Origin of the sequence: Spirillospora sp. NPDC046719, assembly GCF_040645715.1 — a bacterium.
Classification (GTDB): Bacteria; Actinomycetota; Actinomycetes; order Streptosporangiales; family Streptosporangiaceae; genus Spirillospora.
Genome location: NZ_JBEYYT010000032.1, coordinates 17270 through 43354 on the forward strand (window position 1 = coordinate 17270; position 26085 = coordinate 43354).

General features: G+C 71.7%; 21 protein-coding genes. 9 read left to right on the forward strand and 12 right to left on the reverse strand.

Going from position 1 to position 26085, the window contains the following annotated elements:
• Window positions 1-507: 507 nt before the first annotated feature.
• The 3 genes from ABZ914_RS08600 to ABZ914_RS08610 all read left to right on the forward strand — a co-directional run bounded on the left by ABZ914_RS08600 (window position 508) and on the right by ABZ914_RS08610 (window position 1745).
• Window positions 508-870, forward strand: coding sequence for an SH3 domain-containing protein (locus ABZ914_RS08600; protein WP_190852028.1), 363 nt, complete (start codon window positions 508-510; stop codon window positions 868-870).
• A 295-nt stretch (window positions 871-1165) separates the two neighbouring features.
• Window positions 1166-1348 carry a hypothetical protein gene (locus ABZ914_RS08605; RefSeq protein ID WP_500192414.1) on the forward strand — a complete coding sequence of 61 codons (183 nt, stop codon included), beginning with the start codon at window positions 1166-1168 and terminating at the stop codon, window positions 1346-1348.
• A 154-nt stretch (window positions 1349-1502) separates the two neighbouring features.
• Window positions 1503-1745: a tyrosine-type recombinase/integrase gene (locus ABZ914_RS08610; protein ID WP_500192432.1), complete on the forward strand. Its 243-nt coding sequence runs from the start codon at window positions 1503-1505 to the stop codon at window positions 1743-1745.
• A 339-nt stretch (window positions 1746-2084) separates the two neighbouring features.
• Here the strand turns inward: ABZ914_RS08610 and ABZ914_RS08615 are convergent, their stop codons facing one another.
• From ABZ914_RS08615 to ABZ914_RS08625, 3 genes are all read right to left on the reverse strand, one after another.
• Window positions 2085-4244 carry an FUSC family protein gene (locus ABZ914_RS08615; protein WP_500192415.1) on the reverse strand — a complete coding sequence of 720 codons (2160 nt, stop codon included), beginning with the start codon at window positions 4242-4244 and terminating at the stop codon, window positions 2085-2087.
• 584 nt (window positions 4245-4828) lie between these two features.
• Window positions 4829-5266 carry a nuclear transport factor 2 family protein gene (locus ABZ914_RS08620; RefSeq protein WP_500192416.1) on the reverse strand — a complete coding sequence of 146 codons (438 nt, stop codon included), beginning with the start codon at window positions 5264-5266 and terminating at the stop codon, window positions 4829-4831.
• 114 nt (window positions 5267-5380) lie between these two features.
• The gene (locus tag ABZ914_RS08625; protein WP_500192417.1) at window positions 5381-6067 is read right to left on the reverse strand and encodes a LysR family substrate-binding domain-containing protein; all 687 of its coding nucleotides are present in this window, start codon (window positions 6065-6067) and stop codon (window positions 5381-5383) included.
• A 55-nt stretch (window positions 6068-6122) separates the two neighbouring features.
• Between ABZ914_RS08625 and ABZ914_RS08630 the strand changes: the two genes are divergently transcribed.
• A complete protein-coding gene (locus tag ABZ914_RS08630; RefSeq protein WP_500192418.1) occupies window positions 6123-6506 on the forward strand; it encodes a DUF5997 family protein in 384 nt (127 codons plus the stop codon).
• A gap of 63 nt (window positions 6507-6569) precedes the next feature.
• Here the strand turns inward: ABZ914_RS08630 and ABZ914_RS08635 are convergent, their stop codons facing one another.
• Window positions 6570-7061, reverse strand: coding sequence for a nuclear transport factor 2 family protein (locus tag ABZ914_RS08635; RefSeq protein WP_500192419.1), 492 nt, complete (start codon window positions 7059-7061; stop codon window positions 6570-6572).
• A 168-nt stretch (window positions 7062-7229) separates the two neighbouring features.
• Between ABZ914_RS08635 and ABZ914_RS08640 the strand changes: the two genes are divergently transcribed.
• Complete coding sequence (locus ABZ914_RS08640) at window positions 7230-9914, forward strand: ATP-binding protein (protein ID WP_500192420.1); 2685 nt, start codon at window positions 7230-7232, stop codon at window positions 9912-9914.
• Between the two features lie 178 nt (window positions 9915-10092).
• Window positions 10093-10842: an SDR family NAD(P)-dependent oxidoreductase gene (locus tag ABZ914_RS08645; RefSeq protein ID WP_190852042.1), complete on the forward strand. Its 750-nt coding sequence runs from the start codon at window positions 10093-10095 to the stop codon at window positions 10840-10842.
• A 27-nt stretch (window positions 10843-10869) separates the two neighbouring features.
• On the opposite strand, the gene ABZ914_RS08650 is transcribed toward ABZ914_RS08645, so the two are convergent.
• A complete protein-coding gene (locus ABZ914_RS08650; RefSeq protein ID WP_500192421.1) occupies window positions 10870-11616 on the reverse strand; it encodes a hypothetical protein in 747 nt (248 codons plus the stop codon).
• Between the two features lie 68 nt (window positions 11617-11684).
• Here ABZ914_RS08650 and ABZ914_RS08655 point away from each other — a divergent pair, with 68 nt between their 5' ends.
• The 3 genes from ABZ914_RS08655 to ABZ914_RS08665 all read left to right on the forward strand — a co-directional run bounded on the left by ABZ914_RS08655 (window position 11685) and on the right by ABZ914_RS08665 (window position 14905).
• Window positions 11685-12272: a TetR/AcrR family transcriptional regulator gene (locus tag ABZ914_RS08655; RefSeq protein WP_500192422.1), complete on the forward strand. Its 588-nt coding sequence runs from the start codon at window positions 11685-11687 to the stop codon at window positions 12270-12272.
• 43 nt (window positions 12273-12315) lie between these two features.
• On the forward strand, window positions 12316-13650 hold the full coding sequence (locus ABZ914_RS08660) for a hypothetical protein (RefSeq protein WP_500192423.1): 1335 nt from the start codon (window positions 12316-12318) through the stop codon (window positions 13648-13650).
• A 433-nt stretch (window positions 13651-14083) separates the two neighbouring features.
• On the forward strand, window positions 14084-14905 hold the full coding sequence (locus tag ABZ914_RS08665) for a hypothetical protein (protein ID WP_500192424.1): 822 nt from the start codon (window positions 14084-14086) through the stop codon (window positions 14903-14905).
• 74 nt (window positions 14906-14979) lie between these two features.
• Here the strand turns inward: ABZ914_RS08665 and ABZ914_RS08670 are convergent, their stop codons facing one another.
• The 7 genes from ABZ914_RS08670 to ABZ914_RS08700 form a co-directional block, all read right to left on the reverse strand.
• A complete protein-coding gene (locus ABZ914_RS08670) occupies window positions 14980-15744 on the reverse strand; it encodes a hypothetical protein (RefSeq protein WP_500192425.1) in 765 nt (254 codons plus the stop codon).
• Window positions 15737-19279, reverse strand: coding sequence for a hypothetical protein (locus ABZ914_RS08675; protein ID WP_500192426.1), 3543 nt, complete (start codon window positions 19277-19279; stop codon window positions 15737-15739). Before ABZ914_RS08675 ends, ABZ914_RS08670 begins: the two co-directional genes overlap by 8 nt.
• The gene (locus ABZ914_RS08680) at window positions 19272-21476 is read right to left on the reverse strand and encodes a WD40 repeat domain-containing protein (protein ID WP_500192427.1); all 2205 of its coding nucleotides are present in this window, start codon (window positions 21474-21476) and stop codon (window positions 19272-19274) included. Before ABZ914_RS08680 ends, ABZ914_RS08675 begins: the two co-directional genes overlap by 8 nt.
• A complete protein-coding gene (locus ABZ914_RS08685) occupies window positions 21473-24169 on the reverse strand; it encodes a hypothetical protein (RefSeq protein WP_500192428.1) in 2697 nt (898 codons plus the stop codon). The genes ABZ914_RS08680 and ABZ914_RS08685 overlap by 4 nt, the downstream gene beginning before the upstream one ends.
• 13 nt (window positions 24170-24182) lie before the next feature.
• A complete protein-coding gene (locus ABZ914_RS08690; RefSeq protein WP_500192429.1) occupies window positions 24183-24398 on the reverse strand; it encodes a hypothetical protein in 216 nt (71 codons plus the stop codon).
• A gap of 254 nt (window positions 24399-24652) precedes the next feature.
• The gene (locus tag ABZ914_RS08695) at window positions 24653-25291 is read right to left on the reverse strand and encodes an MBL fold metallo-hydrolase (RefSeq protein WP_500192430.1); all 639 of its coding nucleotides are present in this window, start codon (window positions 25289-25291) and stop codon (window positions 24653-24655) included.
• An 11-nt stretch (window positions 25292-25302) separates the two neighbouring features.
• Window positions 25303-26019 (reverse strand): class II aldolase/adducin family protein, encoded by a 717-nt coding sequence (locus tag ABZ914_RS08700; protein WP_500192431.1) that lies wholly within the window; start codon window positions 26017-26019, stop codon window positions 25303-25305.
• Between the last annotated feature and the right edge of the window lie 66 nt (window positions 26020-26085).

Below are 26085 nucleotides of genomic sequence, written 5' to 3' on the forward strand. Positions count from 1 at the left end.
TGGCGACCATCGGTTGCACCTGGCGGCAGCCACCGCCGAACTTCGGTGCGTCCTGGAGACGGTGCGCTGCCGGTTCGCCGAGTGGACCCAGGCGCGGCTATGGGGCTGCGGCCATCACGCACGTAACTCGGACTGGAGCCCCTGGTGCGCAGCATCCCGCCGGGCCACTCCCGGCGCGGGGCACGGCGGCGGCGTCCCGCGAGCCTGTCCACCGCGCCGCGACCCAAGCCGCCTTCAGCCACTCCATCCGACCTGGTCGTTATCGAGTGTTGAGCGCTATTCGAGGGGGATTTGTCCGACGAGGGGGTGCTGTGCTGAGCGGGGCGGTCTTGCCGTCCAGGTCGTCACATCCGGAACACCCAGTTCCCGGGAGCATCCCTGTGTGCTCGGGATCTGGCATTCCCCTCGACCGATTCCGAAACTGACCGAACTTTTGTGCCCGTCCGTTGATCCTACTAAGTGGCGGACGGCCAGGGGGGCCACCGCCAAAGGACAAGGGGGATCACGATGAAGCGTTTGGTGACGGTGGCGGCCACAGCGAGCGCGGTTCTCGTCGGCGGCGCTGTGCTGTCCGCCGCGCACGCCGAGACTGTCACACCGGCCAACGGGGGACCCGCTTACGTGAAGGGCAGGGTCACCGCCTCGCCGCACCTGGCGATCCGGAGCAAGCCCACCACCAAGTCGCTCCGCGAGGGCTACTACAACAAGGGCGACATCCTCGCGCTCAAGTGCTACGTCAAGGGACAAGGCGTCTTCGGTAACAGCACCTGGTACCGGCTGGACCCGACCCACAATGCCAACTGGGACGGGGTCGGCTACGTGTCCGCCTACTACATCAAGCTCCTCGGCGCCAAGCCGCACCACTGCTGACGCAACACGCAGATCTCGGCGGCCACGCCGAACCCATCACAATGAGTCGAAACGGTGGAGGCTCGCTGGAACCGGCCCGAACGGGCCGCATGTCCGGCGGGCCTTCACCGCCGTTTCCTTCGCGTTCCTGCAGTGTGAAGCACGATTTCTGTTGACGAACGTGACGCAAGGTTTTCCCATGCGTCGGGAGCGTTTGCTCACCAGCGGCTCCCGAACCACGTGCAGAGCGAGAAGCGGGGCTCCTGGATACCCTCCGAAGCCTCCTGGCCTGCGTAAACGCTGTCGCGACGGCGGGTTGAACCAGCGCCCGCGTGCCCTAAAAGAAGACCACATCCTCGAAGAGGAACTCGGCACCGACGGGCGCCTGTTCGTCCACCAGCCGGACGCGGCGAACGAGGAGCGACCCGCCTCGCTCGACCCCGAGCTCGGCTGGGCCGAAAAGAACGCCGAGGGGGTCGATACCGGCATGGGACGCTGAGCGCCTACAACGGCGCCAATTGCCGCTGCGACCACTGCAGGCGAGCCTTCGTCGAATACCGCGCTCGTCACCGAGCCGATGGCAAGGACAGCCCCGCGAACCTCGCCGAAACTAAACCGACGATCACGTCCCCGCCAACTGGTTCCGCAATCGGATCTGGAAGCCCGTCCTCAAGGAGGCCGACCTGAACCCGATGCTCCGCATTCACGACCTCCGGTACGCTCACGCGTCCTGGCTCCTGTCCGAAGGTGCCGACTTCAGGGCCGTGAAGGAACACCTTGCCCACGGCTCGATCTCCACCACCGAGCGTTACCTGAACACCCTCGACGACAACACCGCCCTCACCGCCTTCGACAAAATCCACAGCAGCCGCCCCGATTGCGAACCTCCAGATTAGAAGTCCGGAGCCACCGTGTCAGAGCAGTGCCTTTCAGTGGCGCTAGGAGCTTGACGTGTTCGACTGAGGTCCCATTCTCGTGCTGTCCGACGCCGCCGCGTGTCGATCCGTCACGGAACCGTTGAGCTGGCATTGATTCAAGGTCCGGTCAGCGCGCCAACTCACTATTGGGGCGGTGTGCGCGATTTTGTGCACTGCATCGGCGACGTCGGAGTCCCTGTCCTCGTGCTGCTGTCGGCAAGCGTGCCTCTGCCGGAGCGGATCGTGCGCGGCTCGCCGTCAATGGTGGCTTTCGGTGAGCGGTCCCGTGTCAGGGGGCGCTCGGGGAGCGGTGGGCGGTTACTGCCACCAGGGCAGGTTGCGTTGCTGGGCAAGGTGATCTGCGGCGGTGGTGAGTTCGCCGAGGTGGGGTCTGATGTGCTGTATGTGTTGCTCCACCCACAGGGTGCAGGCCACGACGGGGTCGGACGCGGTCGCGGCGATCGCCGTCAGTTCCGGTGGATCGAGTTCCCTGGGCGGGGGTTGGTCGCGGTCGGTCAGGCTGGCGGCGAGTTGGTCGTACCAGTCGTTCAGGCGTGCGGCTTGGTCGCGGAGGGCGTGGCTGACCGGATCGGGTTCGGCGTCCGGGCTCGGTAGTCCGTTCAGCGATCGGGCAGTGAGACGGAGCCGGGTGGTGCCCGCGACAAGCCGCCATAGCTCTTCGCGTGGCATCCGCTTGGTGCCCTGCTCGGCGAGATAGCCCCGTAGCGCGTCGTCGAGGCGGATCTTTGCGGCGACGGCCTGAGTGGCCTGGGGCGGCTGGGGTCTCGTGCCGAGCGCCCAGTCGATCGCCTGCCTGAGGTAGGCGGCGCTCTGCCGGAAGGCATCGGCGAGATCGGCGCGGACCACCTGGCCGGCGCCGCGCGGCCAGAAGACCAGCCCGACGGCGAGGCTGACCGCGCATCCGATGGCCACGTCCTCGATTCGCAGCACCCCGACCTGCCAGCCGACCGGGGCGAGCAGGTTGTACAGGACCGACACGACGATGGTGAAGGCGGCTTGGCCCACCGCGAACGGGGCGGTTCCGGGCGCGTATCCGGCGACGAGCACGGCGAGCGGCAACGCGGCCCACAGCGCCGCCGAGCCGGTGCCGATCGCCATGATCAGGGCGGCGCCGAGGGCGAACCCGACCACCGTCCCCAGCAGGGCCCGCCAGGCGGTGGCCCCGGTCGAGGCCGCGCTGGTGCGCAGCACCGACAGGGTGCCGAGGACGACCCAGAAGCCGTGCTGGACACCGCTGACGTCGGCGACGGCGATCGCCGCGGCGAGTCCGGCGGCGCCGCGGATGCTGTTGAGGAGCCAGACCGACCGCAGGCTGGCGTGGTGCAGGGCGACGCCGCTGATCGCGGCGAGCACGCCGAGCCGCCGCTCGGCCCCTGCGGCACGTTCGGGGATGCCGTACACGCGTTCCTGCCATTCGGCGATGGTCGCCGGATCGGCCCGGCGCACCGCGACCATCGTGTCGATGGCCGCTGCGCGGACGGCGAGGCCGAGCGTCCGCGCGTGGAACGAAAGGTCGACCGCGGCGGCGTACCCGGTGTCGATGCTCATGTGCCGCAGCGTTGTCACGCTCGCTTGGAGCGCCTGGTCGAGCCGGTCGAGATCGGGCCTGGTGTCCGCACCGTCTAGCAGTCCCGCCACGTCCCGTAGGACGGCGCCCGTCGCGGCGAAGAGTTCACGCTCGACCTCTGGCACGTCACGGAAGTGGCCGTACTCGCTGAGGCTGTCGCACAGGAGGGCGGTGCTCCACTCGAGCATGCCGACGACGCCCGCGAGCGCTTGGTCGGCGTTCGTGAGGCTGGTCGGCCGATAGGGGGTGGACGTGAACTGGTCGATCAGCCGGTGTTTGGCCCGGATCGACGCTTCCCGGTGGTCGGGGACGGCCTCGGCGCGCAACCCGGCGCCGACGAGGTCGCCGAGTGCCCGGGCGCACTTGGACGCGGCGTCCTGCAGCGCGTCCGCCGCTGGTCGCGGGGAGACGAGCAGGACCGCCAGCGTGCCGACCACTGAGGCCAGCCACCAGCCGGCGAGCCGGTCCGGCACCATCGCCAGGGTGCCGGGGGAGGCGGCGGGCAGGACGTACGCCAGCAGCGCGGCGGTGGCGCCGGCGGCCAGGTTGGGCGCGATCACCCCGGCGAACAGCACCCCGAAAGCCACAGGCATGGTCACCAGCGCCGCCAACCAGGTCACCGAGTGCACAGCCGTGCCGATCGTCAGCAGCACGCTCCCCGCGACCGCCAAGTAGAGGTGCGCGATGACCTTGTCCAGCCGCCGCCCCCCGAACGAGGCCATCACCAGCGTCGCGAAACCGCCGAACGCCGCGAACGTGGCCATCTGCACGTTGCCGAAACCCTCAAAGGTCAAAGCGAACAACGCGGGAAGCACCACGGCGGCCCGTACCGCCCGCATCGCGGCGGGAACCGACCAGGTGAACAACTGAACCCGCGCGAACTCGACCATCGACCAACCATAAGACCGGCCGACCTCGTCCTCCTAAGACCCGAAGGGGACGGCGGACCCAGTGACGCCCCTGTTCAGGAGGCATGAGTTCCCACCGACGCTCGCTGCAGGAGACGAGCATCCGCATCACCGGCAGCGTTGTCGCCGCCTCTCGGTGGCCGCTCGCGATGAAGCCGATCGGAGCTCGATCATCAGAAGCGGCGACAGGGGGCAGAGAGGACAACACGACCGCGGTCGGCGCGGAAGCTGCCCGAACACTTCACCGGATCGCGACTGTTCGCTCCGCTCCGAGCGGGCAGCCAGATCGGGCACGGCAACATCGACGCGGCGCAGGCCTCCGGCAACGAGCGCGGCCTCGGGGAGTGCGCGCGCCGGCGGTGCCGCCGGGGAGCTGTTCGTGTTCATCAAGCCGGCTGGCGAGATCAGGGACTGGCCGCCCCAGCCCGGTCGCTGTTCGCCGGGCGCGTCCGGATCGTCGGCGCAGGACGCTACGGCGAGCCTCCCGTCCGCCGCACGACGGCCCGACGCGCTGGCCACTGCGGTGTCGGGGGAGCGCGGACGGCGCGATGCCGGCTCCCGCCGCCCTACGGCGAGGTGAGGGTGGCCATCACGCGATCCGGTTCCCAGTGGGCGCGGAACGAGGTGATCAGGCCGTCGTCATCGACCGTGTAGACGGTCAGGCAGTCGATCGTCATGGTGGTCCCGCCGTCCAGCGTCGCGGTGATGGTGACGACGTTGGCGCAGGCGGGACCGTTGGCGAACGAGTCGCTGACCCGGAAGTGGAACTTCCGCACCCGGGCGATGTTCTCGTCCCAGAACCGCTCGATCCCGTCCGGCCCCCGGTGCCCCTTGCCCTCGGGATCGAGCATCGAGGGGCCGACGGGGTCCTCGATGACGGCGTCCGGGCCGAACAGCGCGAGCCAGTCCTGCTTGCGTCCTTCCACGGCCGCGCTCATCGCAGCGCGTACCGCCCGGCGCGCGGGGTGGTCGGCCTCCGGTGCGTCCCAAGTGACTGCGGTCATGGCAGAAACTGTAACGTGTTCTCGTTTTCGGTCAACGGTCTCCACCGACCCGTCAGGCGGCTCCCGGGCCACGCCTTCTGGGTGTGGGCTGGCCGGGGGCGGTGAGCGAGGCTCTCACCTCCGGCGGCGCTTCTGGTGGCGGTGCTTGGCGGGGGAGCGTTGTTGCGGTGGCTTCTTACGGGTGGGCTGCTGCTGTTGGGGATTGCGGCCACGGGAGCTGTTGGGGGTGCGGCCGCGGACGATGCCGATCAGTTCCTCCATCAGGTCGGTCGTCTCGGCCGCGAGCCAGGCCAGGCCGATCTGGGACTGAGGAGCGTCGGTCACGGTCCGGTAGGTGAGGTCCTTGCGGTGATGGAGGCGGGCCAGGGACTGCGGGAGCAGCAGGACGCCGACTCCCGACGCCACCAGCTCGATCGCGCCGGCGGTGCTCTCAGGACGGGTGAAGGCAGGTTGCCCGGGACGGACGTCCCAGGTCAGGACGTCGTCGAGCGGCTCGAACACGTCCTCGTCGGCGAGGTCGGCGAGCTTCACCTCCTCCACTGCGGCCACCGCGTGATCCTTGGGCACCACGACCACGGTCGTCTCCAGGTACAGCGGGATCACATGGAGGGCCTCGCGGTCGACGGGCAGGCGTACGAACGCCGCGTCCACCTCACCGCTCCGCAGCAGGGGGACGACCTCGGTCGCCGGCATCTGCAGCAGGCGAAGCGGCACCTCCCGGACCCGCTCGGCCCACACCCCGGCCCACTTCCCGGGCGTCACCCCTGGCACATAGGCCAGCCGGAACTCACCATCGGTCACCCCGCCACCCTAGTCGCGTCCAGACGATGCCCTCCCGCTGGCTACGCTTGAGGGCATGGGCACGTCCAAAGCAAAGACCCCGCAGACCATGAAGCCCGCGACAGCGGCCAAGAAGCTGGGGATCCTGCTGTCGGCAGCACCCGCCGAGTTCCAGGAAGGTCCCGTCTCCCGGGACGAATTGAACGCGCTCCAAGCCGACCCGCCCTCCTGGCTGGCGAACCTGCGTCGCGAGGGTCCCCACCCCCGCCAGGTCGTCGCCGCCAGGCTCCGCGTCTCCGTCTCGGGTCTGGCCCGCGCCGGCATCACGGGCCCCCTCACCACGGCCGAGATCGAGAACCTCAAGGCCGAAAGGCCCGAGTGGTTGGAACGCGAGCAAGCCGTGCAGGCCGAAGTCCGCAAGGAGGAACTCCGCCTCAAGGAGCAGCGCGCCAAGGCCTGACTCACGCGATGCCCTTGGCCGCCCGCGCCGCCGCCTCGCTGCTCGTGATGTAGGCGGCGCTGGTCAGGGCTCCGGCTGTGGGGGCGGGGCCGCCCAGCGGTCCGCCAGGAGCCTGAAGCTGGGCACATCATCGAGGGATACCGAGTATTCGTAGGTCCGTTCATAGCCGATGCCGCTGATGCGCCATCCGCCGTCCGCGCAGCGCCGATACGTCTCCTCGTAGAAGGCGGATCCGCGGATCAGCACCCGGAACGCCTTGGCGATGACGGTGTCCTCCAGACACCAGGTGCCCTCGGCGGTGTCGCCGTCGATCCGGATCTCGGGTTGGCCCGCGAAGTGCACCGTGGTGATCTCGGGGCCGAGGTTGGTGCGCATGTAGTCGACGATGGCATCGCGGCCTTCCAGGCGCAGCGGCCCGCCGACCGCGCGGGTCCCGTAGGCGCCTACGGCGTCCTCGGTGAGGGTGTCGGCGAACCCGTTCCAGTCCTTCAGGTCGAGGCAGCGCAGGTAGCGGTACTTCACCTGACGGATGTCCTCCAGGGCGTTCAGATCCATGCGACGTAGCCTGCTCGACACCGCGGCCATAAACAAGAACGCGTTCTAACTTTTGAGGTGTCCCTCCCGCTCGGCACTCGGCACGCCGGCCGGGCAGCCGCCCCGGACTTGGCGATGAGCGCTCTCCGCCTCGGCGGCGTGCCCGGGTTGTACTGTTCTCGCGTGCTCATGGGGCGGGATCGTGAGAGGGACCACCTTGCCGGGCTGCTCCGGGCCGCGCGTTCCGGGCGCAGCGGCACGGTGGTGATCCAGGGCGAGGCGGGGATCGGCAAGACCTCCCTGCTGGAGCAGCTCGCGGCCGACGCCGGGGACATGCGGCTCATCCGCGGGGCCGGCGTCGAGTCGGAGAGCGAGCTGGCCTTCGGCGGGCTGCACCTGATGCTGCACCCCTTCACCGACCGGTTCGACGTGCTGCCGGCGCAGCAGGCGGCGGCGCTGCGGTCGGCGTTCGGACTCGGCTCCGGGCCGGCCGGCGACCGCTTCCTGATCGGCGCCGCCACCCTCACCCTGCTGTCCGAGCTGGCCGCCGACCGCCCGCTGCTCTGCCTGGTGGACGACGCGCAGTGGTTCGACAACGCCTCGCTGGACGCGCTGCTCTTCGCCGCCCGCCGGCTCGGCGCCGACCCGATCTCCATGGTCTTCACCGTGCGGGACGGCGTCCGTCCGTTCCCCGACCGCGGGCTCGACGTCGTCCGGCTGGCCGGCCTGGACCGGGCCGCCGCGCGCGAGCTCGTGGCGGCGCACGCGCCGGAGCTGACCGTCCCGGTTCGGGAGCGGCTGCTGGACGAGGCGGCCGGCAACCCGCTCGCCCTCATCGAGCTGGCGCACGCCCTCAAGTCGCGGCCCGCCCGGCACGCCGGGCCGCTGCCGGTCGGCGGCAAGGTCCAGGAGAGCTTCCGGCGGCGGCTGGCCGAGCTGCCGGACGCCACCCGCCGGCTGCTCCTGGTGGTCGCCGCCGACGGCACCGCCGACCTGGGCGTCGTCCTGCGCGCCGGGGACGCGCTGGGGCTCGTCCCCGCCGACCTCGAACCCGCCGAGGAGGCCGGGCTGGTCGTCCTCGACGGGGAGGAGGTGCGGTTCCGGCATCCGCTCATCCGCGCCGTCACCTACCAGGAGGCCGCGCACCACCGGCGGACCGCCGTCCATGACGCCTTGGCCCGGGTCCTTACCGGCGACGAGCACGCCGACCGGCGCGCCTGGCACCGAGCGGCGGCCGCCACCGGCCCGGACGAGGAGGTCGCCGCCGAGCTGGAGCGGGTCGCGCACCGCGCCGGGCGGCGCGGCGGAACGGCCGCGGTCGCCGCCGCCTACGAGCGCGCCGCGCGGCTCAGCACCGAGCCGGAGGGCAAGGCCCGCCGGCTCGTGCACGCGGCGCGGGCCTCCTACGACGCGGGCCGCCCCGACCAGGCCACCCGGCTGGCCGCCGAGGCCGAGCACCTCACCGAGGACGACGGGGTCGTCGCCGAGGCGACGTTCATCCGCGCCCAGGTCGCCTACGAGCGCACCTCCCCCGCCGCCGACGCGGAGCTCGCGCTGCAGGGCGCGGCGCTGATCGTGGAGAGCGATCCCGACCAGGCGGTGTCCATGCTGACGGAGGCGGTCTGGTCCGCGCGGGACGCGGGCGCGCACGGTCTCGTCCGGCGGAGCGTCGAGCTGTTGACGAAGGTGAGGCCGCCCGCTGATTCGGCGAAGGCGCCGATGGCGGGCGCCCTGATCGCCTACGGGCGGCGGCTCGTGGACGACGCGCCCGACGCCGTCCGGCCGATGCGGGCGCTGTTCGAGGCCGCCCGGGCTGGCGAGATCGAGGACGTCGTCGAACGCCTCATCGGCGGTTTCATGGGCCTGCTCGTAGCGGACGACCGGGCCGCGACGGAGCTGCTGGAGCGCATGGCCGCCGAGGCCAGGGCCGAGGGCGCGCTCGGCTGGCTGCCGTACATCTCCGAGGCGCTCGCGATCGGGCGGGTGCTGCTCGGCGACCTGCACGGGGCGGACGCGGCGACGGCCGAGGGCATGTCGCTGGCCGCCGACATCGGCATGGACATGCAGGTCACCGCGTTGAAGTGCATCGCGGTCCGGTTGGAGTCGGATCCGGAGCGCAGCCGTGCCCTGGCGCCGGACGTCCTCGGTCATGCGGACGTGCATCCGACCAACGCGGCGCTGGCGTCCTGGGGCCTCGGCCTGCTCGATCTCGCCGAAGGGCACGCCGGCGAGGCCCTGGAGCGGCTGGACGCGGTGTGCTCCGGCCCGGCCCGGTACGACGTGCTGATCCGCGCCGTCCCCGACCACGCGGAGGCCGCGGTGCGGGCCGGGTGCCCGGACCTGGCCCGCGCCCATCTGCCCGCGTTCGAGGCATGGGCCGCGGCCACGTCCTGCACGGCCCTGATCGCCCGGTGCCGCGCCCTCCTGGCCGGGGGCGACGAGGCGGACGGGCACTACCGCTCCGCACTCGGCCTGCACGGGGACCGGGCCTACGATGCCGCGCGGACCAGGCTGCTCTACGGCGAATGGCTGCGCCGCCGGCGCCGCCGCACCGAGGCGCGCACCGAGCTGACCGCCGCCCGGAACGCCTTCGCCCGGCTCGGCGCCGCCGCCTGGGCCGAACGGGCCCGCGCCGAGCTGGAGGTCCTCGGCGACCGCCCGGCGGCCAGAGCCGAGGACGCCGACCCGCTGAAGCGGCTCACCCCGCAGGAACTGCAGGTCGTGCGGCTCGCCGCCGCCGGGCTCAGCAACCGGGAGATCGGCGCGCAGCTCTACCTGAGCCCCCGCACGGTCGGGCACCACCTCTACAAGGCGTATCCGAAGATCGGCGTCACCCGCCGCCTGGAACTGGCCCGCCTGGTATCGGACACATGACTTAGCCGCTCCTCCGCACCCGTACGGCTTTTTTTGCGCGAGACCGCGTTCCGAGCGCTCATCCGCCTTCTGGCCTGCGCCGTTCAATTCCCGTCCGGTGACCGATGCGGGCCGTCCGGCCGCGCTCCTACGGTCGACGCCATCACCACGGAACACCTCGGACGGACGGAGAACGGCCATGCTTCTGGAGAACAAGACCGCGGTCATCTACGGCGGCGGCGGATCGATCGGCGGCGCCATGGCGCGCGGCTTCGCCGCCGAGGGCGCGCGTGTCTTCCTCGCCGGCCGCACCCCGGCGACGCTCGACGCGGTCGCCGACGACATCCGGGCCGCCGGCGGCCTTGCCGAGACGGCCCGCGTCGACGCCCTGGACGGCGACGCCGTCAACGGCTGGGTCGACTCCGTCGTTGAGACCGCCGGCAGCGTCGACATCTCGGTCAACGTCATCTCCCACGAGACGCTGTTCGGTCCCCTGATGGAGCTGCCGGCCGACGCCTTCGCCCGGTCCCTGGAGAAGATCGCCCGCACCCTCATGCTGACCACCCAGGCCGCCGCCCGCCACATGGTCAAGCAGGGCTCGGGCGTGATCCTGCACTTCGGCGGCTCCGACAGCGGGAACCGCTCACCCGGTCTCGGCAACGTCCAGGTCGGCTGCGAGATGGTCGAGGCGATGCGGCGGCAGTGGGCGTGCGAGCTCGGGCCGCACTCGGTCCGCGTCCTGTCGATGAAGACCGGGGGCGTCGCCGAGTCCATGCCGGACGGCCCGGAGATGGCCCCGGTCAAGCAGCAGATGGTCGACGCCACCCTCCTCAAGCGCGCCACCACCCTGGCGGACGTGAGCCGCATCGCCGCCTTCCTGGTGTCCGACCACGCCGCCACGATGACCTCGACGCAGGTGAACATCTCCGCCGGCGCCCTGGTCGACTGATCGGATTCGCGCCCCTGCACCCCCGCCTCACAGGTCGTTGTGGGCGTCATGCCTCGGGCGGGCGGGGGTGGCAGGGGCGTTCGCGGTCGGCTTGCCGGACGGCCGGTGCGGCGTGCGGCGGGAGAGCGGGATGTAGAGGAGCATCAGTGCTCCTGCGGCGAGGAGGGACAGGCCGGACGGAAGGAGGAAGCCGAAGCGGAGGCCGACGGAGGCGCGGACGTCGATGCCGGGGGAGCCGTCCAGGCGCATCACCGCGACGGACCAGGTTCCGTGTGTCTTGTTCCAGTTCAGCGTCCGGACGCCTGGTCCTGAGGACGCCGCTACCCAGAACGGCTGGCGCGCGGGTGCGGATGCCGCGCGGGCGGCGCCCGGGTGCCGGGTGAAGGTCGCCCGGAACGGAGAGAGGTCCGCGGACGCGAACTCGTCGTGCGCGACGGTGCGCAGGTACGCCTCGACCTCCTGCTTCGGTCCGATGCCGACGAACAGCCGGGTGCGCGGGTCGGCGGGCCGCACCACGATCCTGACCTGCGCCAGTTCGCCCACGTCGGGATCGGGATCCGCCGGACGGGCCGTGTCCGAGCCGACATCGATCTCGTCGGTCTTCAGGGCTGCGGTCGGTGTGGTGAAGCGGTGCTCGGCGGTGCCGAAGCGGCCGCCGGAGTTCGCCTGGAGCACGCCCCCGGTGGTGAGGGCGGCGCCGGCCGACGCGGTGATGGCGGCGGTGACGGCGAGCGTGATGCGGACGGGGCGCGAGCCCGCGGGGAGACGAGCCATGCTCTTCCTCCTTCGAGTAGCACAGTCGTGCTAATCACAAAGTAGCACGGCTGTGCTAGAAAGGGGAGATGGCGAAGGTGGATCCCGAACGGCGCAGGGCCGATGTGGTGGAGGCGGTGTGGCGGGTCGTCCGCCGCGAGGGGCTGTCGGCGGCCTCGGTCCGCAACGTGGCGCAGGAGGCCGGCCTGTCGATGGGGTCGCTGCGGCACTACTTCGCGTCCCAGTCGGAACTGCTGTCCTTCACCCTGCGTGCGGTCATCGAACGGATCGAGGCGCGGATCGCGGCGCTGCCGCCGGAACCCGATCCGCGCCGCCGCGCCGAGCGCGTCCTGCTGGAACTGCTGCCGCTGGATCCGGAACGCGCCGCCGAGAACGAGGTGTGGCTGGCCTTCACGGCGCGCGCGCAGGTGGACCCCGAGCTGCGGGCCGTCCATGACCAGGGCTACGACGTCCTGCGGGGCGGGTGCCGCCGGCTGGTCGAGGGGCTGGCCGGAGAGGTGACGGGTCTGGACGTGGAGCTCGAGACCGACCGCCTTCACGGGCTGCTCGACGGCCTCGCGGTGCACATCGCCATGCGGCCCGACGCCCTCACGCCCGACCGGGCGAAACTGATCGTCGCGCGCCACCTGGACGAGCTGACACGGTGCGCGCGCTAAGTGGGGATTTGGCGTAGGTCCGATCTGTGTCAGCATGCCGACCATGCTCTGGCGATGGCGACGCGAGACCGCCTGGATCTTCGTCGCCGTCCTGCTCGCCATCGCGGCGGCCGGGTGCGGCGATGCTCCGCGCGATGCGACGCCGGTGCCGTCGGTGTCGGCCGAGGCGGCGCCGTTCCTGCTGGCGCCGGACAGGCCGCCCGGGTTGTTCCTGGAGTCGTTGCGGCCGACGCCGCCGACCGACGACCGCCTGGTCGTCTACAGCGAGCCGGGCCGCGCTGATCCGCTGACCGGACGGGTCCTGGCGCTGACCCGCCAGGACGACCGCAACGGTGACCTGCCGGAAGGCGCGCACGCGGTGCGGATCAGTCGCTTCGGGAAGGGACGCTTGGGCCGGCAGGGGGACTTCACCTGGATCGGCTGGAACGGCACGGCCGAGGAGGGCGAGGACCCGCCGTACTACGGCGTGATCGGCAAGGGCCTCACCGAGCACGAGTTGCGCTCGGCGGCGGACGCAGTGGACAAGGAACACCTGCGGATCGCCCGGTCCGGACGGCCTGAGGGGTTGCGGCCGTTCGCGGACGGTCCGATGGCCCTCAGCGATGGCGAGGTCAGGTTCGGGGCTGGAACCACCCAGCGTTGGAGCTCCGGGCCGGGCACTGAGCTGGTGGTGCGAACCATGCGCGGCGACATCCGGGTGGAGGCGCTCGCCCGCATCATGACCTTTGGCCGGCCGGTGCGGATCCGGGGCAGCGTCGGCATGGCCGGATCGGTGGTGTTCCCGGTGGGGCACGTCCCGACGCTGACACGCGTGTGGAGGGAGGCGGGCCTCATCGTCGCTGTCACCGCGCGGGGAATGCCGGATTCCGCCGTGGACGCCGTGATCGCGGGCCTGCGCCCGGTCCGGGGCGGTGGCCTGGACAGGCTCCGCGCCTCGATTCCCGCCTACCCGCCGCAGCGGCTGGGCGGACCGGGCGAGCGGCTGGTCGCCTCGGGCCGGAACGCGCAGGCGATGTGGGCGGTCTTCGCCAAGCCGCTCGGTCGGCTCGGGGAGTACATCGTGACCGAGCATGGCCTGGATTCCAGGCGCGGCCCGATCGGCGGCGGGAGTTTCAGTGTGAAGGTGCCGCGCCGAGGTGCGGTCTTCGCTGGCATGAGCGGGGATGACGGCCGGTTCGTCGAGGGCGCCGTCGGTGTGGACGTGGCGCGAGTGCGCCTGGCGCTCGCGGGCGGCAGGACCGTCGACCTGCCGCTCGGCCGTCCGACCGGGCCGGAGGGCGCGCGCTGGTTCGGGACCTGGATCGAAAGCGGGCAGGTACGCGAGGTGGCCGCCCTGGGCACCCATGGACAGATCGTGGCACGCCAGACCCATTGGTGAGGAGACGGTCATGACGCGGCACCGATGGAGGAAGGCGCTGATCCTGCTCGCTGTCTGCGTGGCCGTGAGCCACGACGAGGGCGGCCCTCTGCTCGGCACCTACCGCGGGCCGGGCTTTTCCGTGGGATACCCGGTGAGCTGGAGTGTCGAGCGGGGGCGGGGGCGGCCGGGCATGGTCGCTCATCCCTTCGGAAAATGGGCTCCTGACCTGACGGTGGAGATCCACCCCGCGCGGTCTGCGGCGGAGGTGGCGCGGGCTCACTTGAAGAACATTGTGGGACGGCGGCCAGTGTCCATACCCGGCCGTGCCTCTGGCGGGAGGTCTTTGCCCATGCTTCGCTGATCGCATCCGACCGCATCTCTGCTGCATTGCGGTCGGCCACCCTGGGGGACGCATGTGCCGCGCGGCGGGGCCTGCGGCAAGGAGGGGTCAATGCCTCTTACGTCGAAACTCTTCCGCGACGACGCGGCGCTGCAGAAGTGCCTGGTGTCCGACCCCGACCACGTCACACCCGGCGCCAGGGGCGACCACGTCTCCAAGATCCAGGCCGCGCTCGTCACGTTGGGCGCCGGCGTGATCGCTCCTGACGAGATCGAAGGGTCGCTCTACGGCCAGACGACGGCGCGGACCGTACGGGCCTTCAAAGGACCACCGCGCAACATCCTGGGCCTCGGCCAGACGACGCCGGACGACATCGTCGGTAAGAAGACGATCGCCGCGCTGGACAATGAGCTCGTGGCGTTCGAGAACAGACCGCCGCCCGCCGTGGGCAGCATATTCGTCTCCTTGACCCATGAAGGATCCCCCCACGACCACGGCACGTGCCCGAGGGACGCCGGCGGGCGCCTGGTCGACCACATCGCCACGCCGATCAACCCGGGCCTCGGGCGGAAGGTGAACATCGGCGGCGAAGGGGAGACCCGGTACCAGGGCTTCGAGGATTTCGTCACCGACCCCGGAGTCGTCGGCGGACCACCTCGCCCGCTGACCGACACCATTCCACGCGACACGGTCACGGACATCGCACTGCGGTCCGCGCCCATCACGCCTCACGGAGAGAGCGAGATACGCCGGATCGCGGCGTCCGGCGCGCGCCTCACGATCGCCACGAACGCGTTCACGCTGCCGAAGATGGAGCAGATCGTCCAACGGCTCGGCGGGACCGTCATCGAGAGCATCTCACTGCCGGACACCTCGGTCCCGGACGGACTCGGCTACCAGATCCTGGTCGTCGTACTCCCGGCCAAGTTCTGAGGCGGCCACGCCAGGCGTCCAGACGGCTCGCACCTCGGTGTTATTTCGTGAGCATCATGCTTACGAAGTGTTCGTCAGCCGCCGACCTCTACGCCATAGCCGAACCAGTACCCGCACGGCTTCCATTCAGGTTCTGGGATGGAGGTATCCCCTTCCGAGATGGGAGGGAAGTACTCGATATCCACCCATGGTTGGAGCCACACCCCAGGCCGCCCCGAGGCGATGAGCGCGTCGGCGTCGACGACCACACGCCAGGTGAAGTTCCCGTCCCAAGGGGGCGGTAGCCCAAAAGGCCCGGGACTGTCTTTCGCCGGCTGCACGCTGAACCAGCCGGCCGATTCCGGGTCCGGTGCTCCGATGTTGAAGCGTAGGGACGCGTCCATGTCAGGACCACGGAATTTGAACAGGATTTCGCGGCCACCGCCGGAGAGGTCGAGGTAGGTATCCGGATATGACGTAGCTCCCCATCCCGGCGGGAGCGGCCGGGAGAAGCGGCCCTGTTCGCTGACGGCCGGTGCGAGACCAGGTGATCGGACGCGTCCCCGTAGGTGGTGGCGCTCGTACCCGCTCTCGGCCGGCATGGTGATCTGCACGACGGCTTGGACGTACGCGTTCGCGGGCACCGTGAACTGGTCGGTCTCGACCCGGAACCACGAAGCCGGGGTCCCCTCGTCCGGCAGGACGTCGAAGGTCGCGGTGACGGCGTTCGTGCCCGTGTTGTGGATGACGAAGGTGATCGTGCCCCGCAGATTCCCCGATCCGTCGTCGGCGACGTTCACGTCGATCGGCGAGGTCTGGCCCAGTCCGCCGGTGTCCACCGAGATCTCCAGCTCACCCATGGTCGTCCCCTTCCGGCAGCCATCCGCCCGGGATCGGGATGTGGTCGATCAACACCGTGCGTTCGGTCAGCTCAGGCGGCTGCGCGCCGAGGCCCTCCGCCGGGGCCGCGAGATCGCCGAGCGGAGTCAGGTCCTCGACCTCCCGCACCCGCAGCCGCAGCGGCCGGCTTCCGGGCGGGAGCGGCAGCTCGATCGGCGTGCCGGACGCGTCACCGGTCCGCGTGAAACCCGGCAGCGGGCGCCACGCGGGCAGGCCGGGATCGGCGGCCGGGTCGACCGCGATCAGCTCCGGTGCCGGGCCGCCGTCCGGGGCCTCGTCGATGCCGACCTCGACCCGGTTCGGCGGCTGCGGCCCGACGCCGTGCACCCGTACGAGCAGCCGTCCCCCGGCGCGCTCGACGACGATCTCCCGATCGGGCAGCAGCGGCACCTGCTCCGTCGTGACCACCGGCGACAGTTCCAGCGCCGGCAGGCTGTACGGCTGGTAGCGGGCCACGGCCAGCCGTACGAAGGGCCGGTAGGCGCGCATGTCGGCGGGCGGGGTCAGCACCACCTCGGCGCGCCACGCGTCGCCCTCGAGGGTGACCGGGCACGCGATCACCGATGCGGTCAGCTCACCGCCGGGCAGCCGCAGCGAACGGGCCTCGCCGCCGAACCACGCGGCCCCCGGGTACCGGCCGACGCGCGGTGACGCGTAGACGGGGTCTCCGGCCAGCTCGGTGACCAATTGCGCGGCGTCTCCGGGGCTCTCGGACGCGACCACGCCCAGGCACTCGCCCGCACCGGTCGCGTACCAGGGGCGGGCCAGCTCGACCACCAATCGGTTGCCGGAGCGGCGGCGTACGATCCGGTCCGGCCCGGTCTGCGCGGACCAACGGAAACCGGGCAGCACCGCAAGCACCTCGGGTTTCGGCGGCCGGGCGGACGACGGCACCACCACGGTGCGCGGCTCGCCCATGAGCTCGAACGCCTCCGGCGGGTCCTCCGGGGCGAAGTACGGCCGGTAGCGGCTCACCGCCTTCGCGGTATAGGTGACGTCGCGATGCCGGGTGTCGCCGAACTGGTGCGCGAAGCGCAGTCGCGGCGCCTGGTCACGGTCCACGTCCCGGTCGTGGACGTGGCCTGCGCTCATCGGCCGTACGGAGTCATCCGACCATTCCTGCCAGGCGGCGGCGACCTCGACCCTGCCCGTGCTGGCGGTGTGCAGCCCGTTTTCGGCGAACTCCGCCGTGACGATGGCCGCCGTGTCGCCCTCGCCACGAGTCGCCTGCAGCTCGCGCCATACCGGGGCGATCCTGGGCCGGCGGACGGCGTGCACGGCGTGCACGGTCACCGGGGGCGAGAGCAACGGGTGCCGCCCCCGGAGCGCGTTCCCGCTGGTGATACCGCCGGGTGCGGCGCGCGTCCCGAGCCACTCGTGGACGGCGAAGTGCGGGAGGAGGTCCGGCGTGATCGTGGAGGAGAGCTCGACGTCGGCGCTCTCTCCAGGGGCCAGGTCGATCCGCAGCCGATCGCCGTTCTCCCAGCTGAGCGCGACCGGGGTGCTCTCGGGCACGTGGTCCCCGACCACGACGGTCTTGGTGTCGGTGCCCGGCCAGGGGCGCCAGTCCGCCGCCGACCACGGCCCGCCGGCGTACGCGGCCACGCCGGCCGCCGCCGGGTCCGGTAGAGAGAGCGCGGGCTGGTCGCCGGGTTCGACGCGCAACGCCTGCGCGGCGAGCCGCCAACTCTCGGCATCGGTCATCGAGTCGAGTACGCCGTGCTGCTCGATCAGCGCGAACGCGGCCGCCGGGGGATGCAGCGTACAGGCGTCCCGGGCGGCGTAGCGGGATTCGGCGGCGGCGAACTCCTCCGCGGTCATGCCCTGGTCGCTGCGGATCACCAGGCGGTCGACGGCCGCGCCGGGCAGCGGTGCGGAGTCCACGTACAGGCGGGGCGGCGCCACCGGCTCGGCCCGGCGGTAGGCGATCTCGTCGCTTGCGCGGTCGTCGGTGACGGCGTCCAGACCAGGGCCGCCGCCGGCGATGTCCGCCACCCGTACGCGCAGGCGGTAGCGCCGGCCGAAACGGAGTCGGGGGAGTGCTCCCTCCGGCACGTCGAAGCTCCAGTCCAGGTTGTACGGGGCGGCCATGCGCGGGGCGGCGGCCTGCCAGGTCCGGTCGGGACGGTGGGCGAGTTCGGGAGGCGGCACCGCGAGGCTCCAGCCGTCCCACCGCACCACGATCTCGTCCGCGCGTGCCACACCGTCCTCGCCTCGTACGGCGGCCAGGTGCTTGACGTGGCCCTCCTCCCCACGGCCCCGCCCGGTCCCGATCTCGATACGGTCGCCCGCCGCGTCGAGCACCGAGTAGACGGCCTCGCGTGCGCACAGCGACCGCCACTGGGGGTCGTCGGCGTCGAACACGTCCACCCGGTAGCCGAGCACCAGCTCGGTGGCGTCCAGTTCGTCCTCGGCGTTGCCGTCGGTGGCGTGGACGCGGTTGCGGGCGCGCAGCGAGGCCCGGTCGAGCCGGTCTTCGAACTCGCGTTGCCGGTCAGGGCGGATCAGCATCAGTCCGGCCGACCGCAGCGCGGGCAACTGCGCGCCCGGCCCGTTCGGCCCGTTCGGCCCGTTCGGCCCGTTCGGCGCGGGCGGCCCGGACTGTTCAGCGCCGGTGCCGGAGGCGAGCAGCCGCGCGGCCGCCCGCAGTCCGATCACCCCGCCGTCCACGTCGAAGGTCGCGATCGCCCACGGTGGCGTGCCGCGCGTCTCGTCCACCAGGTCGATCCGCGGTGCGTGCGACAGGTCGACGACCCCCCGCCGTACGTCACCGGCCCGTTCGGGGTCGGCACCCGGCCAGAAGCCGTCCGTGTCGAGCTCGTACCACGTCCACGGCGAGGTGAGCACGAGGTCGGTGCCGTACGCGCGCACCGACAGCCGATCGCCGTCGTCCAGCTCGCCGGCGTCGATCAGCAGCTCGAACACCAGCCCGAGGTCACGCAGCACCACCGGATGCTCGCGGATCAGCCCGAACGTGCGCCGGAAGTCCATGGCCGAGTCCAGCAGCGGCGAGTCCCGCGGCGGTTCCGGCGGAGGGACGGTGGCCCACGGCCGCAGATATCGCGCCAGGTCAGGGGTGCCGTCGGGCTCGGCCAGCACCTCGCTCGCCTCGCGGTACGTCAGGCCGATCCGCTGGGCGTCGCCGTACCGGGGCGTCACCACGGCCCTGTCCGGCTCACGCAGGCCCGCGAACAGCCTGGCCGCGTCGCCCCGGAACACGGCGTCCCAGACGTCCTGGCTGGCCACGGCGTCGTACAGCACCGGGCGGAACCGTGCCGCCTGTACGCCTGCGGGATTCTTGACGTACAGCCGGAAGTCCAGGTCGCCGAGCAGGATCTGCGGCCACCCGTCCAGCCCTTCGGCGGTCAGGGAGTCGCCGTCGAGCCTGGGAACCACGACGACCCGCAGTACGGCGGGCCGGCCGATCTCGTGGCCGGGCACGTCGGCCGGGTCGAGCAGGCGGTTCGGGACCGCGATCAGCACCAGGTCACTCATCGCCCCGGCCTCGGTAGAAATGGACTCCGTCTTCGCAGGCGATGGCGAGCACCCTGCCGTCGGCGGTGAACCCCAGGTCGTGGGGAACGCCGGCCGCCGGACCCCACCAGAACGCGTCCGCGTCGTCGCGATCCCCGCGCCCGACCGCCTCGCCGTCAAGGTCGAACATGTACAGGTACGGTTGCTCGGTCGCCACGAGCAGGGCGCGTCCCTTCGGATAGAACGCCGACCGGGTGACCGGGTACGGCAGCCGCCACGCCGTGTGCGCGTCACCGGGGGAGGAGACCGAGGCCACCCGCACGTCGTTGCCCGCCGCGGTCGCGAGCAGCCGGCCATCCGGGCTCACCACGACCTGGTCGATCCCCGTGGGATGGGGGATCGTCTCGGTGAGGCCGGTACGGGTGTCCACGAGCACCAGCGCGGCGTCGGCGTTGCCGCTGGTGATCACCAGCTTCGCGCTCTCTCCGCCGGGCGCGGCGAACGCCAGAGACGTGATCTTGCCGTCGACGTCGATCGGCTTCTCGGTGATCTGCCCGCCGTCGTGGCGCAGCAGGCGGCAGCGGCTCCGGCTCGCCACCGCGATCACCGCGTCGTCGGGTGGTTCGGCCGGAAGCACCGCGACCCGTTCGAGCGGTTCGTCGAACTGCACGCTCGTCGGGTCCTCCTCGTTGACGTCGTAGAACCGCAACCATGTGTCGCCGCGTACGTCGACGAGCCGCCGGTCGTCGATGAACGCCGCGTCGCGCGGGACCCGGGCGGCGGCGGAGGGCTGCCGCGGCCAGGACTGCAACGGCGTGCCGAGCAACGTACGGGCCACGAGTCTCTTGTCGGCCAGCCACACCGCGCAGTGGTCCCCGCCCGGGCTCACGGCCAGGCCGAGAACCCGCGCGCCCGGCTCGCTCTTGTACAGGGGCGTGGCGTCGTCGAGCCGGCGAAAGTACTCGAAGCCGCCGTCCCCTTCGCTCGCGCCGACCACGCCGATCCAGGTCCGTTCCCGCTCCGGTGCCTGGGAGTCCGGGATCGTGGCGAGCACCATCCGCTTCGGGGTGCCGCGCCATTCCCATTGCTGCCGGAGGGTCCACGCGGCCGCCGCGACGCTGTCGATGTCGTAGCAGGTGACCCGGTTGCCGCCGCACAGGGCGATCCGGGCGCCGGAGGGGCTGAACTCGATCCGGCCGTCCTCGCCGTCATGCCGCCAAAGGCAGGCGCCGGTGCCGGCCTCGAGCAGCGTCACCCCTGGGCCGGACGGGGTGGCGTTCACGGCCAGCAGCCCGCCGTCGGGGCTGTATCGGACGCAGCGTGGCCTGCCCGTTGCCGGGGCCAGCCGCAGCGTACGGAAATCCTCCGACGGGGCCAGTCCGGGCAGCGTCCGGACTGTGAGCTCGGAGCCCGAGGCGTAGGCCACCGACTTCCCAGACGGACTGGTGGCGATGCCGTGGTAGCCGACCGAGTCTCCGGCCGGGAGCCGGAACTCGACGTACCCGTCGCCCTCGAACTCCATGATCCAGCCAGAGGTGTCGGGTTCGCCGGCCGCTCCGTCCCACCAGAAGTACTCGCCCACCGCGAGGAGGATCGCGCCGGCGGCCCACTTCAGCTGTTGGCACTCGCCGGGGAGAAGGCGCGTCTGCTTCGAAGGTCGCGTCTCGCCGGTGGCGCAGTCGACGATCGAGGGCGGCGAGCCGTACGCGAGCAACGAGGGCGAGCCGTCGGGTCCCAGGGACCACGGCTGGCTCAGCAACGGCGACACGGACCGGCTCCACCCTGCCGGATCGCCCGGCTCCATCGCGTAGGCGAGGAACCCGTCATCGGTCCACGCCAACAGGAACGGGTTTCCGACGTCGCCGAAGGCGAGGTCCCTCGCGCCTTGGTACTGCCGCTGCCAGAACCGTTCACCGGTGTGCACGTTGAGCCCCACCAGCCGCTGGAACGGCTCGGTGTCGTGCGGAACCTGCATCCGTTCGGCGTAGGCGCAGACCCCGTACGCGGCCTGGACCGTGATCGCGGTGAGGGTGCCGCGGGGCAGGCCGCTCGGATCGTCTCCCCATGCGGGCTGAGCCTGCCCGCCGGGCACCGACAGCTTCAGCGGGGGATCCGCGGTGCCGGTACGGGCGGCCAGCAGATGATCGCCGTCCGTCCAGAACACCCGGTCCGGGGCGAACGGCAGGTCGAACCCGGCGACCGGGGGGACGCTGCTCACGGCTCCTCCTCCGAAGGCGCGGGCGCGAAGCGGCCGCGGTACCGCCGCCAGTTCTCCAGCCCCGGGTCGTGGCCGCCGTCGGCGGTGAGGGCCGCGAAGGCCGCGGGCCGGGCCGGTGCCGGCGCGTCCCCGCCGACCAGACGCCATTCGCCGCTGTCCAGTTCCACACGCTCGGACCAGAACAGGACCTCGATCTCGAGGATCACGGTGGCGCGGCCCACCAGGTCGTTCGTCGCCGACCGGTAGGTCAGCTCCAGCCTCAGCTCCACCGACACCGAGACCAGCCCCAGCACGTCCAGGGTGCCGCCGATCCGCAGGTAGCCGCTGACCTCCAGTTGGCCGGAGTCCCAGACGAACCGCACCCCGCCGAGGATGTGGGCTTCGCCGCGCGCGACGTAGAACTCGACCGCCACCAGCGCCCCGAACTCCAGCGCCGCCTCCAGCCGCCGCAGCCCGTTCTGGTCGGCGGCCAGCTCCAGGTAGCCGCCACCGCCGAACGCCATCACGGTCAGTACGAACGGGTTCGCCCGGCCGGAGAAGCCGAGCACGACCTCGGGTGGTGCGCCGGTGAAGGACACCTCGACGCCGGCCCTGAACAGCATGTTGCGCATCACGAAGACGCCGCATGTCACGGCGGGCAGCGGCAGCGCGTAGTCGACCGCGACCCCGCCGGTGGACGGCGTGATCTTCGGTCCGGCGTCGCCGATCCCGACGTTGTCGCCCAGCTCCTCGAGCAGCCTCAGGCCGCCCAGCAGCTTCGCCCCGAGCCCTTCGACGGTGAGCCCGTCGGGAGCCGTGCCCTGCCCCGGCGGCTCGGGCCCGGTCCGCCGGACGTACGTCACCTTCGCGAACGACAGCTCGAGCAGCGGGTCGGACGTGGGCAGCCGCAGCCCGAAGTCATGCAGTGTGCTGGTCACGCTCGTGCCGGTGTCGGACACGACCACGTTCAGCTCGAGGCGGGTGGTGTCCTTGGCGACGAATCCCGGGAGGTTCTTCCGGAACGTGACGGCGCCCGGCTGCGACCAGCTCATCGTGACGACGGGGCCGCGGCCCGGCCGCAACTCCGAGGTGATCATCGGAGGCACGTCGATCCGTTCGATGATCTCGCGCAGCGGGTAGCCGAGCAGGCCGGCCCCGACGTCGAACAGGTCGGCCGGGGAGGACACCAGGGCGCCCGCGGCGGCCTTGACGGGGCCGTAGTTCCGGGAGATCGCGTTGAACCGGTACGCCAGCGCCGCCAGCCCGCCGGAACGCTCCGCCCGCCCCGCGAAGCCGATCGGTATCGGCTCGCCCGCGGCGAGCTCCAGCATCGCGTACGCCGACTCGCCCTGCTGGGCGAAGGCGTCGGTGTACCGGAACGGGAGGTAGGCGTCGGCCTGGTCCAGCAGCCGTCCCAGCGCCGGCAGCGTCAACTCCAGCTCCTCGAGGACGGCCCCCGGATCGGCACGGTCGAACCGGCCGCCGAGCGTGAAGCCGCGGACCAGGTGGACGTCCGCCGGTGCGGCCTCGGGCGCCCGGACGAGGTCGAGCGGGGTGGGCGGAATCGCGACCGTGACCCGGCCGTAGAACCTCTCGAGGTCCTTGGCGAGCCGCGAGGTCGCCGTGGTGTCCAGCGACCGGTCCGCGACGAACACGAGCGGGACCTCGAGCCGGACGGGGCCGTTCGGCGCGTGGCACACCACCGGGAACAGGAGGGGCCGCCCGGCCGAGGCCATGGGCCGGAAGTACGTGTCCCTGTGCTGGCCGTCCCCGGCATCGAAGCTCTGCCAGTCGGGGTGCTCCAGCTCGGTGAAGACGGTTCGGGAGATCTCCACCTCGTCGAAGGGGAACCGGCGGCGGGTGGCCGGGTCCTCGGACCGGCCGCGTACCGGCTCGACGACCGTGAGCTGGTACGCGTGGCGAAGCACCGCGACCTGCTCGGCCGCGTCGAAGGCGCGCACCACCGACTTCTCGTAGACGGCCCGGTGCCCGAACGGGTAGAGGTAGCCGCGGGCGAGGAAGCGGACGGACATGTCCCGGCCGAGTACGGCGCTGTGGTCCCATTCCGCCTCCGGCCAGCGTCCGGAGGCCACGAGGGAGCCCCCGAGCGCGCTCAGCTCGAACAGGCGCGACCGCGCCGGCGCCCTGCGCGTCAGGTCGGCAAGGGACTGCCGGGCGAACCGGTCGAGCGCCGGCACGAAGTCCGGAGGATCGCCGATGCCCGCGGCCGTCTCGTCCACCACCACGAGCTCCACCTCCGAGCCGGGCTCGGAGGCGTGCAACCGGGTACGCCACAGCGGGTTGGTCTCATCCGGGATCGCGCCGACAGGGTGGCCGGCCCGCAGCGGGTGTCCGCCATGGGCCTGGGGGCGCACCTTCAGCCGCCACGGCAGCTCGACCACGCTACCGGCGTCGACGGCGAGCTCGCCGGCGGCCCGGACCAGGCCTTCCACGGTGAGTTCGACCCTGTTCCCTGCCGGCACGACGAACCGCAGCGCGCTCGACCCGGACAGCCGCGCCCGCCGCCGCCCGGCGGCCCCGGCGGTCTCGGCGATCGTCTCCTCGGCCAGGTGCTGTGGCGGAAACCAGAGCGTGAGCACCCCGCCGCCCGGGTCGGCCACCAGCGCCGCCCCTCCGCCGGTGACGGTCATGCCGGACCACTCCACCCCCAGCAGCAGGTGGTCCGCCGGTCGCGCCACCAACGCCCTGATCATCGCCCCGTCCCCGTCACATCACCCTCATCTCACAAGGTGACTCCAGGCGCGGCCGCCACCGCGGGGAAGTCACAGGCGTAACCGGTGGTGTCATCGCCCCGATGTAGAACGCGGGATCGACCTGCGCCTCCCACCGCGACAGCTCACCCAGCCGCTCCGGGCTGCTCGGCGCCGGCTGGATCACACCGCCGGCGGCAAGCGCGCGCAGCATCTCGGCGGACAACTCCATGGCCACCTCCTGGAGGGGCTAGCCACTCAGCCGCGCGGACGGCTGCATCGCGGGCGAGATACTGCGCGTGGCGCGAACCCAACCCGTACAGGCCAGACTCCGGAGTGGCGTTCCTGGAGTCAAGACGCGCAAAGCGCGTGATGGCGTTTAGGCCACACATGGCCTCACTCGGCGAGGACTCAGCGGCGACCGCGACGCCTCGCGGGGAGCCGGCCGCTGAACGCGACAGCCGGGATGACGGAGGGGGCTGGAGTTCAGCAGGTGAAGGGGGTCCCGTGTTCCAGGATCTCGATCTGGGTTCGCTTTGGAGCAAGGGCCTGGAAGAGCTGGTAGTGCAGTTGCCGGTGGACCGGTGCGAGACCTGCCTGGTGGATCGGTACGACGAGTTCGGGTTCGAGGGCGCGCACGAAGTCGATGCCGTCGCTCGGTTTCATCCAGGGTCCCCCTGTGGGAAGCAGCAGGATCTTGACGTTGCCGGACGGGGCGTCGAAGGCGTCGCCGGGGTGCAGGACGAGGTCCTGGAAGAGGTATCCGTTGTTGGCGACGGCCGGGAGGTCGGGGTGGATCACCGCGTGGTCGCCGCCGAGCACCTCGATCGGGGTGCCGTGGTCGAGAGTCTGTCCCGGGGTGGCGGTGTGGTGGTCGATGCCGGCGTGCGCGAGGCGCTGCGCGCTGCCGGGGTCGACGATCAATCGGGCGCGCGGGTTGTCGCGCAGGAGCTGCGGCAGCCGGTCGAGGTCGAGATGGTCGGGGTGCTCGTGGGTGACCAGGACGGCGGCGAGGTCGCGGACGGTCTCGAAACCGGTGGAGTAGGAGCCGGGGTCGATGAGGATCCTGTTCCGGTCGCCGAAGTCCAGCAGGACGCAAGCGTGCCCGAAATGTGTGATCTGCATGGTGGCTCCGGTCATGTCGAAGGTGCGTGGTGTGCCGCGGCCGCTCGTCGGACGAGGTAGTGCCAGCCGGCGTTGCGCTGGGCGGGGTTCCATACCTGGTCTCGTTTGAAGGCGGTCTCCGCTTCGTCGGACCACACGCGTGGACCGCCCGCCGCCAGAGCCATCAGCTGGGTCCGGCATGCGCGTTCGAGCAGGACCGCGTACATGACGGCGGTGGCGGCGTCGGGGCCGGCCGTGACGGCGCCGTGCTGCGGGAGCAGGCACGCGATGCCGTCGCCCAGAGTGTCGGCCAAGGCCCGGCCGAGTGCGGCGTCGGCGATCAGGGCGCCCGTGCGGGTGAAACGCGGAACCTGGGGGTCGCAGAACAGCACCCCGTCATGGGAGATCGGCCGTATCGGCTCGTCCAGCGAGGCGAAGGCGCTGAGCGCGGGCGCGTGCGTGTGGACGACGCAGCCGACGTCCTCGCGCGCGGCCATGATCTCGGTGTGGATGGGGTACTCGATGTGCCGCGGGCCGTCGCCTTCGAGGACCTCGCCGTCCCCTGCCACCAGGACGACGCGGTCGGCGTCGGCCTCCTCGAAGCCCCAGCCGGCGGCTTTCATCCACACTCCGCGTCCTTCCGGGTCGCGGACGGCGGCGTGTCCCCACACCATGTCGGTCAGTCCTGCGGCGGCCAGCGCCCGGCCTGCGCGCACCACGGTGCCGATCGCTGCGGTGGTGGACGTCATCGGTGGCTCCTTTCGTCAGGCGGCCGGACCGGGGCGGTCGGGCCCGGGCGGGCGCGGGCTGGGTGA

Bases quoted from the DNA above. Each gene is read 5' to 3' on its own strand.
- ABZ914_RS08600 (WP_190852028.1), top strand. From the start codon at position 508: ATGAAGCGTTTGGTGACGGTGGCGGCCACAGCGAGCGCGGTTCTCGTC.
- ABZ914_RS08615 (WP_500192415.1), bottom strand. From the start codon at position 4,244: ATGGTCGAGTTCGCGCGGGTTCAGTTGTTCACCTGGTCGGTTCCCGCC.
- ABZ914_RS08620 (WP_500192416.1), bottom strand. From the start codon at position 5,266: ATGACCGCAGTCACTTGGGACGCACCGGAGGCCGACCACCCCGCGCGC.
- ABZ914_RS08630 (WP_500192418.1), top strand. From the start codon at position 6,123: ATGGGCACGTCCAAAGCAAAGACCCCGCAGACCATGAAGCCCGCGACA.
- ABZ914_RS08635 (WP_500192419.1), bottom strand. From the start codon at position 7,061: ATGGATCTGAACGCCCTGGAGGACATCCGTCAGGTGAAGTACCGCTAC.
- ABZ914_RS08640 (WP_500192420.1), top strand. From the start codon at position 7,230: ATGGGGCGGGATCGTGAGAGGGACCACCTTGCCGGGCTGCTCCGGGCC.
- ABZ914_RS08645 (WP_190852042.1), top strand. From the start codon at position 10,093: ATGCTTCTGGAGAACAAGACCGCGGTCATCTACGGCGGCGGCGGATCG.
- ABZ914_RS08650 (WP_500192421.1), bottom strand. From the start codon at position 11,616: ATGGCTCGTCTCCCCGCGGGCTCGCGCCCCGTCCGCATCACGCTCGCC.
- ABZ914_RS08655 (WP_500192422.1), top strand. From the start codon at position 11,685: ATGGCGAAGGTGGATCCCGAACGGCGCAGGGCCGATGTGGTGGAGGCG.
- ABZ914_RS08660 (WP_500192423.1), top strand. From the start codon at position 12,316: ATGCTCTGGCGATGGCGACGCGAGACCGCCTGGATCTTCGTCGCCGTC.
- ABZ914_RS08665 (WP_500192424.1), top strand. From the start codon at position 14,084: ATGCCTCTTACGTCGAAACTCTTCCGCGACGACGCGGCGCTGCAGAAG.
- ABZ914_RS08670 (WP_500192425.1), bottom strand. From the start codon at position 15,744: ATGGGTGAGCTGGAGATCTCGGTGGACACCGGCGGACTGGGCCAGACC.
- ABZ914_RS08675 (WP_500192426.1), bottom strand. From the start codon at position 19,279: ATGAGTGACCTGGTGCTGATCGCGGTCCCGAACCGCCTGCTCGACCCG.
- ABZ914_RS08685 (WP_500192428.1), bottom strand. From the start codon at position 24,169: ATGATCAGGGCGTTGGTGGCGCGACCGGCGGACCACCTGCTGCTGGGG.
- ABZ914_RS08690 (WP_500192429.1), bottom strand. From the start codon at position 24,398: ATGGAGTTGTCCGCCGAGATGCTGCGCGCGCTTGCCGCCGGCGGTGTG.
- ABZ914_RS08695 (WP_500192430.1), bottom strand. From the start codon at position 25,291: ATGCAGATCACACATTTCGGGCACGCTTGCGTCCTGCTGGACTTCGGC.
- ABZ914_RS08700 (WP_500192431.1), bottom strand. From the start codon at position 26,019: ATGACGTCCACCACCGCAGCGATCGGCACCGTGGTGCGCGCAGGCCGG.